A 15740-nucleotide genomic window follows, 5' to 3' on the forward strand; every position below is an offset into this window, starting at 1 on the left:
TTTCTGTTGTCCCGTTCTACACTCCCCCTTTATCCCCGGTTTTGCGGCGGAATATGCTCGCCCGCCTCGACCACCAGCTGTTCGCGCAGCCAGCGGTGGCCGGGGTCGTTGTCGCTGCGCGGATGCCAGGCCAGCGACAGCGTGAAATCCAGGTCGGCCAGCGGCAGCGGAAACACGTCCAGCGTGTCGCTGAAGCGGCGCAGCAGGCATTGCGGCAAGGCGCACACATAATCGGTCCGGGCCAGTATCAGCGGCACCAGGTTGTAGTTCGACACCGACAGCGCCACCCTGCGCCGCATGCCCAGCAAGGCCAGCCGCTCATCGATGAGGCCATGGAAGCCGCCGCTGTTCGACACGATCACATGCTGCAAATCGCAGTAGGCCGCCAGGTCCGGCGCTCCAGCGCCGCGCGGATGGCCCTTGCGCTGCGCCAGCATGAAGACATCGTTGAGCAGCGTGCGCGTCTTCAGCGCGTCCGGCAGGAAGCGCGAGCCGGCCAGTATCACATCGACCTCGCCGCGCTCCATCTGGCCCACCACCTGCTGCGGATCGGCGCTGCGGAACGCCAGCCGCAAGCCGGCGCTGTTGACCGCCTCGAACCTGCGCGCCAGGCCCAGGCCCAGCACCACGGTGGCGTTATCGTTGGCCGCCACGCTGAAAGTGCGCTGGGCGCTGGCCGGATCGAATACCGGCGGTTCGCGCACGGTCTTTTCCAGGCCGCGCAGCGCGTCATGCAGCGGCGTCCGCAACAGTTCGGCGCGCGCGGTCGGCACCATGCCGCGCCCGCTTTCGGACGGCACCAGCAGCGGATCGCCGAGCAGTTCGCGCAAGCGCGCCAGTTGCGCCGACAGCGCCGGCTGGCTGATATTCAGGCGCAGCGCCGCCTTGGTCACGTTGGCTTCTTCCAGCAACACGTCGAGCGACACCAGCAAGGCCAGGTCCGCCCCTTTCATATCGATCATGGTTATACCTCGAATACAAACAATCGATTTCCAATATACCATTAAAGACCGCATCATGCGGGCATCCTTATTCTGCCGAGATCATCATGCCGGACCGCGCCACCTCCATCACCCTCAGGACGCTGAGTTTTTCGTTTTTCGCCACCGGCACCGCCTCGCTGTCGGTGATCGGCGCGCTGCAGGAAATCGCCAGCGCGCTGGCCATATCGCGCGGCGCGGTGGCGATGCTGGCGGCGGTGTTCGCCATCACCTTCGCCGTCAGCGCGCCTCTGATACAGGTGTTCGCCGGCCATTTGCCGCGCCGCACGCTGCTGCTGGCCGGACTGGCCACGGTGGCGCTGGGCGCGGCCGGCTGCGCGCTGGCGCCGAATTACGCGGTGCTGATCGCGGCGCGCATCGTCACCGGCCTCGGCATGGCGGCGGTGACCCCGGTCGGTTCGTCGCTCGCTTCGACCATGGTGCCGCCGGAACGCCAGGGCCAGGCGCTGGCGATCGTATTTACCGGCATGACGGTGGCCTCGGTGGTCGGCGTGCCGCTGTCGTCGTGGATCGCGCATGCGCTGGGCTGGCGCTGGATGTTCGGCTTGATCGCGCTGCTGTCGGTGCTGTCCGGCGTGTTGCTGGCGGCCCTGCTGAAAGACCGCTCGCCGGGCCGGCAAGTGCGCTTGCGCGACTTGCTGGCGGTGCTGCGCCGGCGCGACCTGAGCAGCGCGCTGGCGGTGATGGTGCTGGGCCTCGGCGGCCTGTTCACCAGCTACACCATGATCACGCCTATCCTGCACGACAAATTCGGCGCCGGCCCACACATGGTGTCGGTCGCGCTGCTGGTCTACGGCCTGGCCGGCATCGCCGGCAACCAGGTGGCGCGCAGGCTGGCGATGCTGTGGTCGGCCGAACGTTCGCTGACGATGTCGCTGCTGATGATGAGCGTCGCCTTCGTGGTGCTGGCCGTGACGCCGGGCTGGCTGGCCGTGGCGCTGGCCACGCTGGTGCTGTGGGCGCTGGCGGTCGACATCTTCCTGCCGGCGCAGCAGCGGCGCATGGTGGAACTGGCGCCGGAATGGCGCGGCCTGGTGCTGGCGCTCAATTCATCGTGCCTGTTCATCGGCATGGCGCTGGGGTCGTCGAGCGCCGGCAAGATCGCGCCGCGGTGGGGCCTGGACAGCTTGCCGCTGGTGTCGATCGGCTTGATACTGCTGGCCTTCGCGGCGCTCGGCTGGTCGCGCTCGGCCCGCTCGGCGCGGCTGGCGGCCTGCGCCTGAATCACATCATAAGCGTCAGATGATGGCGGCCGGCGGCATGCCCAGCGCGCGCAGCTGCGCCACGTCGCGCCCCGGCGGCGCGCCGAACAAGCGGCTGTACTCGCGGCTGAATTGCGACGGGCTGTCGTAGCCGACGCTGTAGCCGACCGCCGCCACGTCGGCCGCCTCGCGCATCAGTTGCACCCGCGCTTGCTGCAAGCGGATCTGCTTTTGGTATTGCAAGGGGCTCATCGCGGTCACGGCGCGGAAGTGCCGGTGGAACGATGACACGCTCATCGACGCCAGCCGCGCCAGGTCTTCGCTGCGCAGCGCTTGCGCATAATGGGTGCAGATCCAGCTGATGGCGCGGCCGATGTGCGACAAGCGGCTGTCGGCCATGCCGATCTGGCGTAGCGCCGCGCCCTGCTCGCCCGACAGCAGGCGCCAGTGGATTTCGCGCTCGATCAGCGGCGCCAGCACCGCGATATCGGCCGGATGATCCGCCAGGCGCAGCAAACGCAGCAGCGCATCGAGCACATCGGGCGTGGCGCTGCTGACATGCAGGCCGGACAAACCCGATCGCGGCGCGCCGGCCGGCATCTCCAGCAGCAGAGAAGCGATGATGGCCGGCTTCAGCGTCAGGCCGACCGCCAGGAACGGCTCGGCCGGACTGGCCCGGGTAATGCTGCCGCTGATCGGCAAATCGACCGACACCACCAGGTATTGTCCGGCGCCATAGTCGTACACCCGGTCGCCCAGCATGGTGCGCTTGGCGCCCTGCGCCACCAGCGCAAACACCGGCTCGGCCACATGCCGCAAAGGCGCGGTGACGCCCTCCGAGGCCAACACCCGCACGCCGTCCAGCGCCAGCCGGCTTGGCCAGCGCTGCGCATGGCGCTGGATCAAGGCGCCGATTTCAGTCAATTTTTCCATGCCTTGATGGTAGCCGCCGCTCATGGCCGGCGCAAGCCAAAACCGGCCGGCGCGGGGCGATTGAGCGGATCGTGCAAGAGTCAGCGCGGTTTCGGCTATCGTCACGACGCCGTGAAATGGTTAGATAGCGACTTGGGCAAACCCGCCTTCCCCTTATCATCAGGAGTACACCATGTCGCTCGATTCCTACATCACCCTCGGCCATTCCGGCCTGCATGTCAGCCCCTTGTGCCTCGGCGCCATGACCTTCGGCGAAGATTGGGGCTGGGGCTGCAGCCCGGCCGAAGCGGAAGCCATCCTCGACACCTACCTGGAACAGGGCGGCAACTTCATCGATACCGCCAATATGTACACCAATGGCCACTCAGAAAAAATCATCGGCGATTATTTTGCCAGGCGCAAGGGCCGCGACCGCAGCGTGATCGCCACCAAATTCTTTGGCAACCTGCATGCCGGCGACCCGAACGGCGGCGGCAACGGCCGCAAGGCGATCATCGAACAATGCGAAGCGTCGCTGCGCCGCCTGCAAACCGACTATATCGACCTGTACTGGATCCATAACTGGGAACCCAGCACGCCGATCGAAGAAACCATGCGCACGCTCGACGACCTGGTGCGCGCCGGCAAGATCCGCTACATCGGCATTTCCGACGCGCCAGCATGGAAAACTACCCAGGCGCACATGATTGCGCAATTCCGCGGCTGGGCGCCGCTGATCGCCTTGCAACTGGAATACTCGCTGCTGCAACGCACGGTCGAAGGCGAATTGATGCCGATGGCGCGCGAACTGAAGCTGGGCGCGATGCCCTGGAGCCCGCTGAAGAGCGGCTGGCTGTCCGGCAAATATACCCGCGAGAATGCCGGCATCAGCCAATCCGGGCGTTCCAAGCTGATCGGCACATCGCCATCCGAAAAGGATTTCCTGGTGATCGATGTGGTGCGAGCCATCGCCGCCGAACTCCATACCAGCCCGGCAGCGGTGGCGCTGGCCTGGGTACAAGGCCGTGCTGGCGTGGCCTCGACGCTGATCGGCGCGCGCCGGCTGGAGCAGTTGCACGACAACCTGACCTCGCTAGCCATCAAGCTGGGCGCCGAACAGATCGCCAGGCTGGACGCGGCATCGACACCGGCGCTGAACTTCCCGGCCGACATCAACGAGCACCTGGCGCCGATGCTGGCGTTTGCCGGCGCCAAGGTCGACGGCAGGCAAACCACCGCCCTGCCTTGGCTGGCGGCCAGCAGCACGCGTTATTAACCGGACCAGGCCCGCAACTCACGTATGCCCTTGCCGGTCCGCCGCCGCAGCAAGGTGCGTAAAGTGACGCCGTCCGCATAGCCGACCTGCCCGGCGATGCGGTCGACGGTGAGCTTGCTCGTCTTGAGCAAATGAACGGCACGCTCCACCCGCAGATCCTGAATGTACTCGATGGGGGTTTTACCGAACACGGCATTCAGACGCCGCGTCAAGGTTCGCTTGCTGGTCGCCAATGCATCGGCGACCGCGTCGAGCGAGATCGCCGTGCCAAGGTGCTCGCGCGCCCAACGGTCGAAACGCTCGACCAGCGGGTCGGAATGGGCAATGTGATCGGTGATCGCATAGACCGACTGCGACAGCCGCGTATCGTATACCAGGTACTTGGCCACCAGCGCCGCAAGCTCGGGATTGCTGTTGCGGATCAGGCACAGTGCAAGGTCGAGGTGGCTCAGCGCCGCCCCGGCCGTCAGCGCGCCGCCGCTGGGAACGACAATCCGGTGCGCATCCAGGTGCACCTGCGGGTAGCGCTGCCGGAATAGCGCCGAAAGCCACCAGGTGGTCGTGGCCGCATGACCGTCGAGCAGCCCGCTTTCAGCCAGTACGAAGGTACCCGTACAGGCCGCTGCAACGCTGGCGCCGCCACTGTGCCAGCGACGCAAGGCATCCATGGCATCGACGACATCGTCACGGCCGAGTACCGGCACAAGTTCCTCGGCGGTCATATGACTGAGCGCCGGCAAGACCACCCAGTCGGGCGCAGCAGCCTCGCTCATGTCGCGCACCGGCACTTGCATCCCCAGCGCTGTGCGTACGTGCGGCCGCACTCCCACCACGCTAATGTCGAACGCCTCTGCCGCGATGCCCGCCGCGCGCGCAAGACCATTGGCCATGGTTACGCTGTCGAACACCGTGGCGAGGCCGGTGTCGAATACTCCTTCGAGCGCAAGAATAAAGATTCGCATGGCTGGATCGATACCTTAATTGTCGATCGGGACAATATACATCAGCTTGTCCAGTTCGTATAGTGCTCCAGACCGCATGAATCCCTCATGCCGACACTGGAGAACAAAGATGATCAAGCATGCTTTATTTGTACGACTGGAAGCCAAACCAGGCAAGGAACAAGCCGTAGCGGACTTCCTTGCCGCCGGCCTTGAACTGACCAATCGGGAAACCACTACGCCAATCTGGTTCGCCCTCAGGCTGTCGCCGACGACGTTCGGCGTATTCGACGCCTTCGCGACTGACGCGGATCGCCAGGCGCATTTGCACGGCAGCATGGCCGACGCCCTGATGGCGCGCGTCGAAGAACTGCTGGCAAGTCCCCCGGCCATCGAAGCCATTGATGTCCTTGCCATGAAGAATCAGTTGACCTGATTCCTGGGTGTTTCTGCAGTTCAGCAACGCTGTCGCCAGGCTGGCCCGGGCGGCTGCGGGATGCGCCAGCAAGCGGCAGCCCCGTTCAATCGTACTTATCTAAATTGGAGTAACTCATGTCGATTCATTACAAACTGGGCGTGTTGTGCGCCGCGATGGCGTTGTCGGGCGCGTCGTTTGCGCAAACGCCTGACGTCAAGCCGGAACGCATTCGTGGCGATATCGTGTCGTTCAAAGGCGAAATGCTGACCGTGCACCGCAACAGCGGCGACACCGTGTCGATTAATGTCAAGCCTGCTGTCGGGGTGTCGGCGTTCAAGCCCGCCAAGCTTTCCGACGTCAGGGTCGGCTCTTACGTGGGCACGCCGGCGCTCACCGGGAGCGACGGCAAATTGACGGCGACTTCGATGATCGTCTTTCCCGAGGCAGCGCGCGGTACCGCCGAAGGGCATTTTGCCTATGACTTCGGGCCCAACAGCAGCATGACCAACGCCAACGTCGTCTCCATGGTGACCGGCGCCAGTGGCCAGGAACTCCATCTGTCCTACAAGGGGGGCGCCAGCACGGTGACCGTGCCGAAAAGCGTGCCGGTCGTGACGCCGGTTCCAGCGAGCAAGACGGATCTGACGACCGGTAAAAAAGTGTTTGTGGTGGTGACGCCAGGCGCGAAAGGAGTGTATGACGCGCATGTGCTGTTCGTCGAAAAGGACGGCATGGCGCCGCAATTCTGACTTCCAGCGCGAGGCCGCCGTGCACCATGCAACGATTCAACCCGCCTGGGTCCGTATGACACACTGGATTAATGCAGGCGCTGTCGCATTGATGGCGGCAAGTGGCTGGCAGATCTATGATGCGTCACCGATTTTTCCAGTGATACGTTTTGCTCCCGGTATTACCTTGGGCGGCTGGCTTGGCGGCGCCTTGCAATGGCATTTTGCGGTCATGTGGGTATTGGCCGCAAATTTCCTCGTCTACCTCTGGCTGAATATCGTGTCTGGACGCCTGCGGCGGAAACTGCTGCCGCTCAGCGTACAGTCGCTGGCCAGCGATGCCATCGCCGCGCTGCGCGGCAGGCTCGGACATGCGGACCTCAGCCGCTACAATGCCATACAAAAATTGGCCTATCTGATCGTCATCATGGATAGTGCGCTCCTCATCCTGTCCGGACTGACGCTATGGAAATCCGTGCAGTTCCCGCTGCTGCGCACGCTGATGGGCGGCTACGACAATGCGCGCGTGGTGCATTTTGTCGCAATGAGCGTCTTGCTGGTGTTTTTTATCGTGCACGTCATCATGGCCGCACTGGTGCCGCGCTCGCTGCTTCTGATGATACGCGGACGCTAATCATGACTTTTCATAAAAAGATACCGCAGCCCGGCACGCTGATTGTCCCGGATGCTGAATCCATCATCCGGGATGCGCGCAAGGAACTGAAAAAGCCGGCGCGCCGCCTGCTCGGCAAGCAAGTCCTCACGCTCGGCGGGCTGTCCATGCTATCCGGCTGCGATTTGTCCACCGGCCAATCCGTCAACATGATGCTGCGCAAAATGTCGGCCTTCAACGACCAGGCGCAAGCGCTGCTGTTCAATCCGAAGCAGATGGCGCCCACCTATCCGGCATCGATGATCACGCGGCCGTTTCCCTTCAACGCGTTTTACGACATCGATGATGTTCCCGCCATCGATGCCGCCAACTACCGCCTCCGGGTGAGCGGCCTGGCGCATGGCAAGCGTGCCTGGACACTAGCGGAACTGCGGGCCATGCCGCAGCAAAGCCAGATCACGCGTCATATTTGCATCGAAGGATGGAGTGCCATCGGCCGATGGGGCGGCGTGCGCTTCTCCGATTTCCTGCGGCATGCGGGCGCCGATCTCAGCGCGAAGTACGTGTCGCTGCATTGTGCGGACAATTACTGGACCAGCATCGACATGCCCAGCGCACTGCATACGCAAACGCTGCTGGCGCTGACCTATGGCGGCCAGGTGCTGCCGCCGCAATATGGCTTCCCGGTGAAGCTGCGCATTCCGACCAAACTCGGCTACAAAAATCCCAAGCATATCGTGGCCATCGGCGTGACCAACGACTACCCTGGCGGTTACTGGGAGAACCAGGGTTATAACTGGTTTGGCGGATCCTGAACGGCCATTTCATCATCGCGCATCAGCGATAGTCGGTCTGGCGCGACAGCGTTTCCCACCGATCCAGTTCGGCGCTCAGCGCGTCGATACGGGAGCGCACCAGTTTCAGCGCGTCGCTGCCCAGTAGCAAATGGCGCGGCGGCTGGTCCGCGTTGACAATATCCAGCAAGACCCGCGCCGCCTGCCGCGGATCGCCGGCCTGCGCGCCGCTCCTGGCCTGGCGCGCCGCGCGGATCGGATCGAACACCGTGTCGTAGTCGCCGATCCGGCGCTCGGCCCGCACCATCGAACGGCCGGCCCAGTCGGTGCGGAAGGAACCGGGCGCCAGCGCGATGACCTTGATGCCGAACGGCGCCACTTCCTGCGCCAGCGATGCGGTGATGCCTTCCAGCGCGAATTTGCTGCCGCTGTAGTACGCAATGCCCGGCAGCGCCGCCATGCCCGCCATCGACGTGACGTTGACGATATGCCCGCGGCGCCGCTCGCGCATTTGCGGCAACACGGCCTTGATCAGCGCCACCGCGCCGAACACGTTGACGTCGAACTGGCGCAGCAAATCTTCCAGCGGCGACTCTTCCAGCGTGCCTTCATGGCCATAACCGGCGTTATTGACCAGCACGTCGATCGGGCCGAACTGCTGCAGCATCCGCGCCACCGCCACGGCGATGGCGGAAAAGTCGCTGACATCGAGCCGCAGCGCGTGGGCGCGTCCCGGCGCCAGTTGTTCAAACTCGCCGCGATCGCCGTCCTTGCGCACCGTGCCGATCACGCGGTCGCCGGCCGCCAGCGCGGCCTGCGCAAACGCCAGGCCCAGGCCGGAACTGACGCCGGTGATCAGCCACGTGCGCCGCGCGCCATCGTGACTCTCGTTGTTTTCCATCGTAGCGACTCTTTGGTTGATCTGGTTTCAGCAGAAAGCGCACCTTGCGCATGGCATCGCTCCCCGGATATCTCCGGGCGCTACCGCTTGTGTTCATGCACGGCGCAAGCGCGCCGCGCAGATCCACAAGCTAGCGGCCGATTACCACTTGCCGTTGTGCGCGCCGCCGTCGACGCGCAGCACTTCGCCGGTGACTTGCTTGGCTTCGGTCAGGTAGACCACCGCGTCGGCGATTTCCTCGACGCTGGAAATCGTGCCCAGCGGGTGCAGCGATTTCAGGAACTCTTGCGGAATGCCTTTCAGCAGCGGGGTGTCGACCGAACCCGGCGCGACCACGTTGACGCGGATGCCGTCCTTGGCGAACTCCGATGCGAGGCTGCGGCTGATGGCGTCGATGCCGCCCTTGGTAATCATCGGCACGGCGGCGGTCAGCGAGGTGTTCGGCGCATCGACCAGCGTGCTGCTGATGCCGACGATGCTGCCGCCGCGCTGCTGCGCCTGCATTTGCTTGATGACCAGCTGGCTGATGTACAGATAACCTTCCAGGTTGGTGCGCACCAAGGCGTTGAAATCTTCCGGGGTATATTCGAGGAAAGGCTTGGCGATGAAAATGCCGGCGTTGTTGACCAGGGCGTCAATGCCGCCGAATTTCTGCATGGCGGTATCGACAATCTTGCTCGCGGTGGCAGCGTCGGCAATGTCGCCGTCGACCAGCGCCAGCTTGTCGGATGCCGCGAAAACGCCGCTCTTGCCGATGCTGCGCGAGGTGGCGACCACGTTGTAGCCGCGCTTCAGGAACGCTTCGACGATGCCGGCGCCTATGCCTTGCGAAGCGCCGGTGACGATGATGGTTTTTTGTTGCTGGGTCATGGTGAAACTCCAAATAGTTGTGTCAGATGGATACGATCAGCGATCAAATCCGCTGCAACAACTTTACGCCAGACAGTTCCCGGGATAAATCGGCCCGCCAGATAATTAGTTATTACATGAAGTAACTAATTCAACGGTGTTTTGGCGCTATTCTGACCCTATTGTTAATCAAAGTATGCTGGATGCAAGTTAAACCCCGGCGTACAACTCACCCTGATCAGGAACTTCATCATGCTGGAACTGCACTATTGGCCCACCGCGAATGGCAATAAAATCGCGCTCTTTCTGGAAGAGGCCAGCCTGGAATACCGCCTGGTTCCTATCCGCATCGGCAACGGCGAACAATTTCACCCCGACGTCCTGAAGCTGTCGCCCAACAACCGCGTCCCGGCGCTGGTCGACCGGGCGCCGGCCGACGGCGGCGCGCCGTACAGCCTGTTCGAGTCGGGCGCGATCCTGTGCTATCTGGCGGAAAAGACCGGCAAGTTCTTGCCAGCCAGTCCGCGCGACCGCCATCTGGCCATGCAGTGGCTGTTCTGGCAAGTGGGCGGGCTGGGTCCGATGGCGGGGCAAAGCAACCACTTCCTGCACGCGGCGCCGGAGCAGCTGCCGTACGCGATCGAACGCTATCGCAAGGAAACCGCGCGCCTGTACGGCGTGCTCGAGCGGCATATGAACGACGGCCGCGAGCATATCGCCGGCGCCGAATACAGCATCGCCGACATGGCTTGCTACCCCTGGATCGCCGCGCATCACAAGCAAGGCCAGCAACTGGACGCGTTCCCCGCGCTCCGGCAATGGGTAGCGCGGGTGGCCGCGCGGCCGGCCACGCAACGCGCGTATGCGCTGGCGAGCGGCATCATCGCCAGTTAAGCGCCGCCGCGTTCCGGCGCGGATGCCCCCCCTTGGGCGATCTCCCCTGCACGGCCAGTCGCCGATGAGAGGGACCAGCCGGTGCCGCCTCGTCACAATGATGATGACTTATTCATCGAAATAACGATCTTCCCGAAGTGGCCCCCCTTGGCCAGCTTTTGGTAGGCTGCCGGCGCATCCTCGAAGGCGAACACCTGGTCGATTACCGGTGTTATCCTGGCCGCTTCAATCGCGCGCATCGCATCCCTGAAATCCTTGATCGAGCCGGTGTCATTGCCAATGATGCGCAACACCTTGTGCATGATGGGCCAGATTGAAATTTGGAAATCGGCGCCGCTGACCACGCCAATCACAAATATCGTGGCGCCGATCGCCGCGGCCTTGAGCGAGCGGGCAAAGGTTTCTTGTCCTATCGTTTCAACCACCAGATCCGCGCCCCGATGTTGTGTCAGTCTCATCACTTCCTCATCCCAGTTCGGATGAGTACGGTAGTTAATCGTGTCATCCGCCCCCAGTTCCCGCGCGCGCCGCAACTTGTCATCGGACGATGAGGTGATGATCACGCGCGCGCCCTGGCTTTTTGCAAACTGCAATGCAAACAGACTGACGCCACCGGTTCCCAGTAACACCACGGTAGAACCCGGCTTCACGTTGCCCGCCGCGATAGCATTCCAGGCGGTCACTGCCGCAATCGGCAACGCAGCCGCTTCCTCGAAGGATAAATGCGCCGGCATCGGCACCAGGCAAGCGGCCGGGACGACGCCATACTCCGTCAGCGAACCTGGCAGATTCACGCCGCGCATGGGCTTTAATTCGGCCAGCGTCGGCAGGCCGGCCACCCAGCCGGCATGGAAATTGGGAATCACGGCATCGCCGACCGAAAAGCCTTGCACACCCGGACCAATTGCCGCAACGACGCCCGCGCCATCCGTACCGGGAACCAAGGGGAAGACCATGCCCTCAAAATTAAAATCACCGCGAGCAACAATCAAATCAAGAAAATTAAGACTGGCCGCATGGAACTTGAGCAGCACCTCGCCAAATCCCGGTGTTGGCAGATCCGCCTCGACACATTGAAAGCTGTTCAGTTGTTGATCAGCATTAGTAATCAGATATTTTTTCATCAGTGCCCCACAAGCAAATAATTATTTAATATTTATCAGTTTCTTAAGAAATAATATCCATGAAACCTATAAGGTTATCATTGTCTCAATGATTTATTATAGGCTTAAACCGCAAAATCTGTTTCCTACACACAATGTGGCTGACCGCCAGCAGGCAGCTCACGCCAATCGCCAAGGGCAAGGCGGCGCCGCGATTCCCGGCAGGCATGCGTTTTGTCGCGACCACCTGTTGTGAAAGCGGTAAAATGCACGGCTATCCAGCGCGCATGCGCGCAGTCCTTAGCCCAAGATCACATGACCATAGTTCCAAACGAAATTAATGCCGCCGCGGCGAAGAAAAGCGCGGGCGAGAAACACACGCCGATGATGCAGCAATACCTGCGCATCAAGGCCGAACATCCGACCATGCTGGTGTTCTACCGCATGGGCGACTTTTATGAACTGTTCTTCGAGGATGCCGAAAAAGCCGCGCGCCTGCTCGGCATCACGCTGACCCAGCGCGGCGCGTCGAACGGCAATCCGATCAAGATGTGCGGCGTGCCGTTCCACTCGCTCGACGGTTACCTGGGCAAGCTGGTCAAGCTCGGCGAATCGGTGGCGATTTGCGAACAGATCGGCGATCCGGCCACCAGCAAGGGACCGGTCGAACGCAAGGTGATGCGGGTGGTCACGCCCGGTACGCTGACCGACGCCGATTTGCTGCCCGAAAAATCCGAGCGCCCTTTGCTGGCGCTGTGCGTGATTACCCAGCGCAAGGTGGTCAGCACCGGCCTGGCCTGGCTGTCGCTGGCCAGCGGCGCGCTGAAGCTGATGGAGTTTTCCGGCGATAGCAAGACCGCCGCGGTGCGCTTGCAGCAAGAACTGGAACGCATCGCGCCGGCCGAAATCTTGCGCGCCGACAATGGCGACATGTTCGACGATGGCGCCAGCCTGAACGTCAACCGGGTGCCGGAATGGCATTTCGACGTGGTCGGCGGCCACAAGGCCTTGCTCGACCAGCTGGGCGTCGCGACCTTGACCGGTTTCGGCGCCGACGGCCTGGGTGCGGCGTTCGGCGCGGCCGGCGCCTTGCTGCGTTACGCCCAGTCGACCCAGGGCCGCGGCTTGCAGCATGTGCGCAGCCTGGCGACCGAAACGGAAACCGAATTCATCGGCCTGGATGCGGCCACCCGGCGCAACCTGGAATTGACGGAGACCATACGCGGCCAGGAAGCGCCGACGCTGTTTTCCCTGCTGGATCATTGCCGCACGGCGATGGGTTCGCGCTTGCTGCGCCACTGGCTGCACCATGCGCGGCGCGACCAGGACGTGGCGCGCGCGCGCCACGCAGCGATCGGTGCGCTGGCGCAAAGCGAAGCCAGCGGCGCACTGGCGGCCACGCTGGCGCAAGTGCCGGATATCGAACGCATCACCACCCGCGTCGCGCTGCTGTCGGCGCGGCCGCGCGACTTGGCGGCGCTGCGCGATGGCTTGCAGCAATTGCCGGCGCTGCGCCACAGCGTGCTGCGCTGCTACGGCCCCGGCCAGGGCGGCGAACACGGCTTGCTGGCCGCCATCCATGGCGCGCTGGCGACGCCCGATGCCTGCCTCGATTTGCTGCAACGCGCGGTGGCGCCGGAGCCGGCCGCGATGGTGCGCGACGGCGGCGTGTTCGCGCGCGGTTTCGACGCCGAACTCGATGAGTTGCGCGCGCTGTCGGAAAACGCCGGCCAATTCCTGGTCGACCTGGAAACCCGCGAACGGGCCCGCACCGGCATCGCCAACCTGCGCGTCGAATACAACAGGGTGCATGGCTTTTATATTGAAGTCACGCACGGCCAGACCGACAAGGTGCCGGACGATTACCGCCGCCGCCAAACGCTGAAAAATGCCGAACGTTACATCACGCCGGAATTGAAGGTGTTTGAAGACAAGGCCCTGTCGGCGCAAGACAAGGCGCTGGTGCGCGAAAAAGTGTTGTACGACCAATTGCTGGCCGACCTGGCGCCGCATATCGGCACGCTGCAAACCATCGCCCAGGGCCTGGCCCAGCTCGACACGCTGACCGCGCTGACCGAGCACGCGCTGCAATACAACTGGAATGCGCCGCAACTGGTCGGCGAGCCGTGCATCAATATCGTCGAAGGCCGCCATCCGGTGGTCGAGAACCAGATCGAACGCTTTATCGCCAACGATTGCCGCTTCGTCAATAACCGCAGATTGCTGCTGATCACCGGCCCGAACATGGGCGGTAAATCGACCTTCATGCGCCAGGTGGCGCTGATCACGCTGCTGGCCTATGTCGGCAGCTACGTGCCGGCCAGCAGCGCGGTGATCGGCCCGATCGACCGCATCTTCACCCGCATCGGCGCGACCGACGACCTGGCCGGCGGCCGTTCGACCTTCATGGTGGAAATGACCGAATCGGCCGGCATCCTGAACGCCGCCACCGAACATTCGCTGGTGCTGATGGATGAGGTCGGGCGCGGCACGTCGACCTTCGACGGCCTGGCGCTGGCGTGGGCCATCGCGCGCCATCTGATCGATACCAGCCGCAGCTTCACGCTGTTCGCGACGCACTATTTCGAATTGACGCAATTGCCGGAAAGCCACCCTAGCGCGGCCAACGTGCATTTGTCGGCGGTCGAGCACAAGGACAGCATCATCTTCCTGCACGCGGTGCAAGCCGGGCCGGCGTCGCAAAGCTACGGCTTGCAAGTGGCCCAGCTGGCCGGCGTGCCGCAGCCGGTGATCAAGGCCGCGCGCAAGCATTTGGCGCGGCTGGAAGCGCAGGCGCTGGACGCCACCCCGCAACGCGACCTGTTCGCCGCGCCGCTGGCCGATCCGTATGAAGAAGACGAGCCGGTGGCCGAGGCCGCTGTTGCCAGCGGCCATCCGGCGGCGGTACAGGAATTGCTGGATGCGCTGGATCGGCTCGATCCGGATGCGCTGTCGCCGCGCGATGCGCTGGAACAGTTGTACCAGTTAAAACGCCTGGCCGTTCCCGCGCTGGCATGAGACGCCATTGCGCCCTGACGCTCGTGCTGCTGGCCGCCCTGGCCTGTCAGGCGGCCTCGGCCGCTCCGCCGCCCGGGCGCAAGGGCGGCTTCCAATTCGGCGTCATCGGCCATTCCTTCAAGACCGGGTCCGACGATGCGCCCTTAAAACAGGCGATCAAGGAAACCAACCTGGCGCAACCGGCCTTCGTGGTGGCGACCGGCCTCAAGTCGATGGCGGAATCGTGCGGTGACAAGCTGTACAGCCAGCGCAAGGAATTGTTCGGCCATAGCGAACCGCCGCTGGTCTTGTCGCTGGCGGCCAGCGACTGGAGCGCCTGCAAGAATTCGGCCGGCCGCTCGAATGCGATCGAACGCCTGAACCGGCTGCGCGACGTCTTCTTTGCCGACGACAATTCCCTGGGCCTGCACAAGCTGGGCCTGTCGCGGCTGTCGGCCAGCGCCAAGTTCCGCAGCTATGCCGAAAATGCACACTGGGAATACGGTAAAGTCTTGTTCGCCACCATTAATTTACCGGCCAATAATAATCACTACTTGCCGGAAGCCGGACGCAACAGTGAATTCGAAGACCGGCTGGTGGCCAACCGTTCCTGGCTAAAGCGCTTGTTCGCGATGGCGCAGCGCAGGAAGCTCGATGGCATCGTGCTGTTTTCCGATGGCGACGTCGGTGCGCTGAACGATGAGGAAAGTTCGCTGCTGTCGGGGTTGAATGGCCGGCAAGATGGTTTTGCCGGTCCGCGGCGCCAGATCAAGGCGCTCGCCAAACACTACGATGGCAAGGTATTGCTGGTCGATACGCAAGGCAAGACCAAGCTGGACAAGGCGCTGAAACAGCAAATCGCCTGGCGCGACAACCTGGGCCATATCAGCGTCAGTGCCGGCTGGGTCGAGATCGACGTCAACCCGCCGCACAGCGCTTATCCCCTGTTTGATGTCGGAGATAACCGTTAGAACTACTACGCTTCAGAACCTCTTAAAACCGTAGCGAGCGGTTCAAGTCCTGACCGAGAAGCGGAGCTGTACGAACAGTACAGTGAGCATCGCAGGCCGGGAATTGAATCGCGCAGCAGGTTTTTAGAGCGTTCTTAGAG

The 15740-nt window shown here is 63.1% G+C and carries 15 protein-coding genes; 9 read left to right on the forward strand and 6 right to left on the reverse strand.

Features of this window, described 5'->3' with window-relative positions:
- Positions 1-29 precede the first annotated feature (29 nt).
- The gene (locus GJA_RS17015; protein ID WP_038494463.1) at positions 30-962 is read right to left on the reverse strand and encodes a LysR family transcriptional regulator; all 933 of its coding nucleotides are present in this window, start codon (positions 960-962) and stop codon (positions 30-32) included.
- 86 nt (positions 963-1048) lie between these two features.
- Here GJA_RS17015 and GJA_RS17020 point away from each other — a divergent pair, with 86 nt between their 5' ends.
- A complete protein-coding gene (locus GJA_RS17020) occupies positions 1049-2224 on the forward strand; it encodes an MFS transporter (protein WP_038494466.1) in 1176 nt (391 codons plus the stop codon).
- Positions 2225-2239: 15 nt separating this feature from the next.
- Here the strand turns inward: GJA_RS17020 and GJA_RS17025 are convergent, their stop codons facing one another.
- Positions 2240-3160 carry an AraC family transcriptional regulator gene (locus GJA_RS17025; RefSeq protein WP_197539798.1) on the reverse strand — a complete coding sequence of 307 codons (921 nt, stop codon included), beginning with the start codon at positions 3158-3160 and terminating at the stop codon, positions 2240-2242.
- 148 nt (positions 3161-3308) lie between these two features.
- Here GJA_RS17025 and GJA_RS17030 point away from each other — a divergent pair, with 148 nt between their 5' ends.
- Positions 3309-4391, forward strand: a complete 1083-nt coding sequence (locus GJA_RS17030; protein ID WP_038494469.1) for an aldo/keto reductase — start codon at positions 3309-3311, stop codon at positions 4389-4391.
- On the opposite strand, the gene GJA_RS17035 is transcribed toward GJA_RS17030, so the two are convergent.
- Entirely contained in the window at positions 4388-5353 is a 966-nt protein-coding gene (locus GJA_RS17035; protein WP_038494472.1) for a GlxA family transcriptional regulator, read from the reverse strand. The genes GJA_RS17030 and GJA_RS17035 overlap by 4 nt on opposite strands.
- Positions 5354-5462: 109 nt before the next feature.
- Between GJA_RS17035 and GJA_RS17040 the strand changes: the two genes are divergently transcribed.
- From GJA_RS17040 to GJA_RS17055, 4 genes are all read left to right on the forward strand, one after another.
- The gene (locus GJA_RS17040) at positions 5463-5768 is read left to right on the forward strand and encodes a putative quinol monooxygenase (RefSeq protein ID WP_038494474.1); all 306 of its coding nucleotides are present in this window, start codon (positions 5463-5465) and stop codon (positions 5766-5768) included.
- Positions 5769-5884: 116 nt separating this feature from the next.
- Positions 5885-6499: a hypothetical protein gene (locus tag GJA_RS17045; protein WP_038494477.1), complete on the forward strand. Its 615-nt coding sequence runs from the start codon at positions 5885-5887 to the stop codon at positions 6497-6499.
- Positions 6500-6554: 55 nt separating this feature from the next.
- On the forward strand, positions 6555-7112 hold the full coding sequence (locus tag GJA_RS17050; RefSeq protein ID WP_051781016.1) for a cytochrome b/b6 domain-containing protein: 558 nt from the start codon (positions 6555-6557) through the stop codon (positions 7110-7112).
- Positions 7113-7114: 2 nt separating this feature from the next.
- Positions 7115-7906 (forward strand): molybdopterin-dependent oxidoreductase, encoded by a 792-nt coding sequence (locus GJA_RS17055; protein ID WP_051781018.1) that lies wholly within the window; start codon positions 7115-7117, stop codon positions 7904-7906.
- 22 nt (positions 7907-7928) lie between these two features.
- Here the strand turns inward: GJA_RS17055 and GJA_RS17060 are convergent, their stop codons facing one another.
- Together GJA_RS17060 and GJA_RS17065 are read right to left on the reverse strand one after the other, a co-directional pair.
- Positions 7929-8786 carry an oxidoreductase gene (locus tag GJA_RS17060; RefSeq protein ID WP_038494483.1) on the reverse strand — a complete coding sequence of 286 codons (858 nt, stop codon included), beginning with the start codon at positions 8784-8786 and terminating at the stop codon, positions 7929-7931.
- Positions 8787-8927: 141 nt separating this feature from the next.
- On the reverse strand, positions 8928-9656 hold the full coding sequence (locus GJA_RS17065; RefSeq protein ID WP_038494486.1) for an SDR family NAD(P)-dependent oxidoreductase: 729 nt from the start codon (positions 9654-9656) through the stop codon (positions 8928-8930).
- A 231-nt stretch (positions 9657-9887) separates the two neighbouring features.
- Here GJA_RS17065 and GJA_RS17070 point away from each other — a divergent pair, with 231 nt between their 5' ends.
- Positions 9888-10529: a glutathione binding-like protein gene (locus tag GJA_RS17070; RefSeq protein WP_038494489.1), complete on the forward strand. Its 642-nt coding sequence runs from the start codon at positions 9888-9890 to the stop codon at positions 10527-10529.
- A 92-nt stretch (positions 10530-10621) separates the two neighbouring features.
- Here the strand turns inward: GJA_RS17070 and GJA_RS17075 are convergent, their stop codons facing one another.
- The gene (locus tag GJA_RS17075; protein WP_038494492.1) at positions 10622-11653 is read right to left on the reverse strand and encodes a zinc-dependent alcohol dehydrogenase family protein; all 1032 of its coding nucleotides are present in this window, start codon (positions 11651-11653) and stop codon (positions 10622-10624) included.
- 294 nt (positions 11654-11947) lie between these two features.
- On the opposite strand from GJA_RS17075, the gene mutS reads away from it, so the two are divergent.
- Both mutS and GJA_RS17085 read left to right on the forward strand, forming a co-directional pair.
- The gene (gene mutS / locus GJA_RS17080; RefSeq protein ID WP_038494496.1) at positions 11948-14650 is read left to right on the forward strand and encodes a DNA mismatch repair protein MutS; all 2703 of its coding nucleotides are present in this window, start codon (positions 11948-11950) and stop codon (positions 14648-14650) included.
- On the forward strand, positions 14647-15600 hold the full coding sequence (locus GJA_RS17085) for a hypothetical protein (protein ID WP_038494499.1): 954 nt from the start codon (positions 14647-14649) through the stop codon (positions 15598-15600). The genes mutS and GJA_RS17085 overlap by 4 nt, the downstream gene beginning before the upstream one ends.
- Positions 15601-15740: the final 140 nt, after the last annotated feature.

Source organism: Janthinobacterium agaricidamnosum NBRC 102515 = DSM 9628 (genome assembly GCF_000723165.1).
Lineage (GTDB): Bacteria > Pseudomonadota > Gammaproteobacteria > Burkholderiales > Burkholderiaceae_D > Janthinobacterium > Janthinobacterium agaricidamnosum.

What these genes read in the sequence shown, in the direction of transcription:
- GJA_RS17015 (WP_038494463.1), bottom strand. Translation starts at nt 962, where the DNA reads ATGATCGATATGAAAGGGGCGGACCTGGCCTTGCTGGTGTCGCTCGAC.
- GJA_RS17020 (WP_038494466.1), top strand. Translation starts at nt 1,049, where the DNA reads ATGCCGGACCGCGCCACCTCCATCACCCTCAGGACGCTGAGTTTTTCG.
- GJA_RS17025 (WP_197539798.1), bottom strand. Translation starts at nt 3,160, where the DNA reads ATGAGCGGCGGCTACCATCAAGGCATGGAAAAATTGACTGAAATCGGC.
- GJA_RS17030 (WP_038494469.1), top strand. Translation starts at nt 3,309, where the DNA reads ATGTCGCTCGATTCCTACATCACCCTCGGCCATTCCGGCCTGCATGTC.
- GJA_RS17035 (WP_038494472.1), bottom strand. Translation starts at nt 5,353, where the DNA reads ATGCGAATCTTTATTCTTGCGCTCGAAGGAGTATTCGACACCGGCCTC.
- GJA_RS17040 (WP_038494474.1), top strand. Translation starts at nt 5,463, where the DNA reads ATGATCAAGCATGCTTTATTTGTACGACTGGAAGCCAAACCAGGCAAG.
- GJA_RS17045 (WP_038494477.1), top strand. Translation starts at nt 5,885, where the DNA reads ATGTCGATTCATTACAAACTGGGCGTGTTGTGCGCCGCGATGGCGTTG.
- GJA_RS17050 (WP_051781016.1), top strand. Translation starts at nt 6,555, where the DNA reads ATGACACACTGGATTAATGCAGGCGCTGTCGCATTGATGGCGGCAAGT.
- GJA_RS17055 (WP_051781018.1), top strand. Translation starts at nt 7,115, where the DNA reads ATGACTTTTCATAAAAAGATACCGCAGCCCGGCACGCTGATTGTCCCG.
- GJA_RS17060 (WP_038494483.1), bottom strand. Translation starts at nt 8,786, where the DNA reads ATGGAAAACAACGAGAGTCACGATGGCGCGCGGCGCACGTGGCTGATC.
- GJA_RS17065 (WP_038494486.1), bottom strand. Translation starts at nt 9,656, where the DNA reads ATGACCCAGCAACAAAAAACCATCATCGTCACCGGCGCTTCGCAAGGC.
- GJA_RS17070 (WP_038494489.1), top strand. Translation starts at nt 9,888, where the DNA reads ATGCTGGAACTGCACTATTGGCCCACCGCGAATGGCAATAAAATCGCG.
- GJA_RS17075 (WP_038494492.1), bottom strand. Translation starts at nt 11,653, where the DNA reads ATGAAAAAATATCTGATTACTAATGCTGATCAACAACTGAACAGCTTT.
- mutS (WP_038494496.1), top strand. Translation starts at nt 11,948, where the DNA reads ATGACCATAGTTCCAAACGAAATTAATGCCGCCGCGGCGAAGAAAAGC.
- GJA_RS17085 (WP_038494499.1), top strand. Translation starts at nt 14,647, where the DNA reads ATGAGACGCCATTGCGCCCTGACGCTCGTGCTGCTGGCCGCCCTGGCC.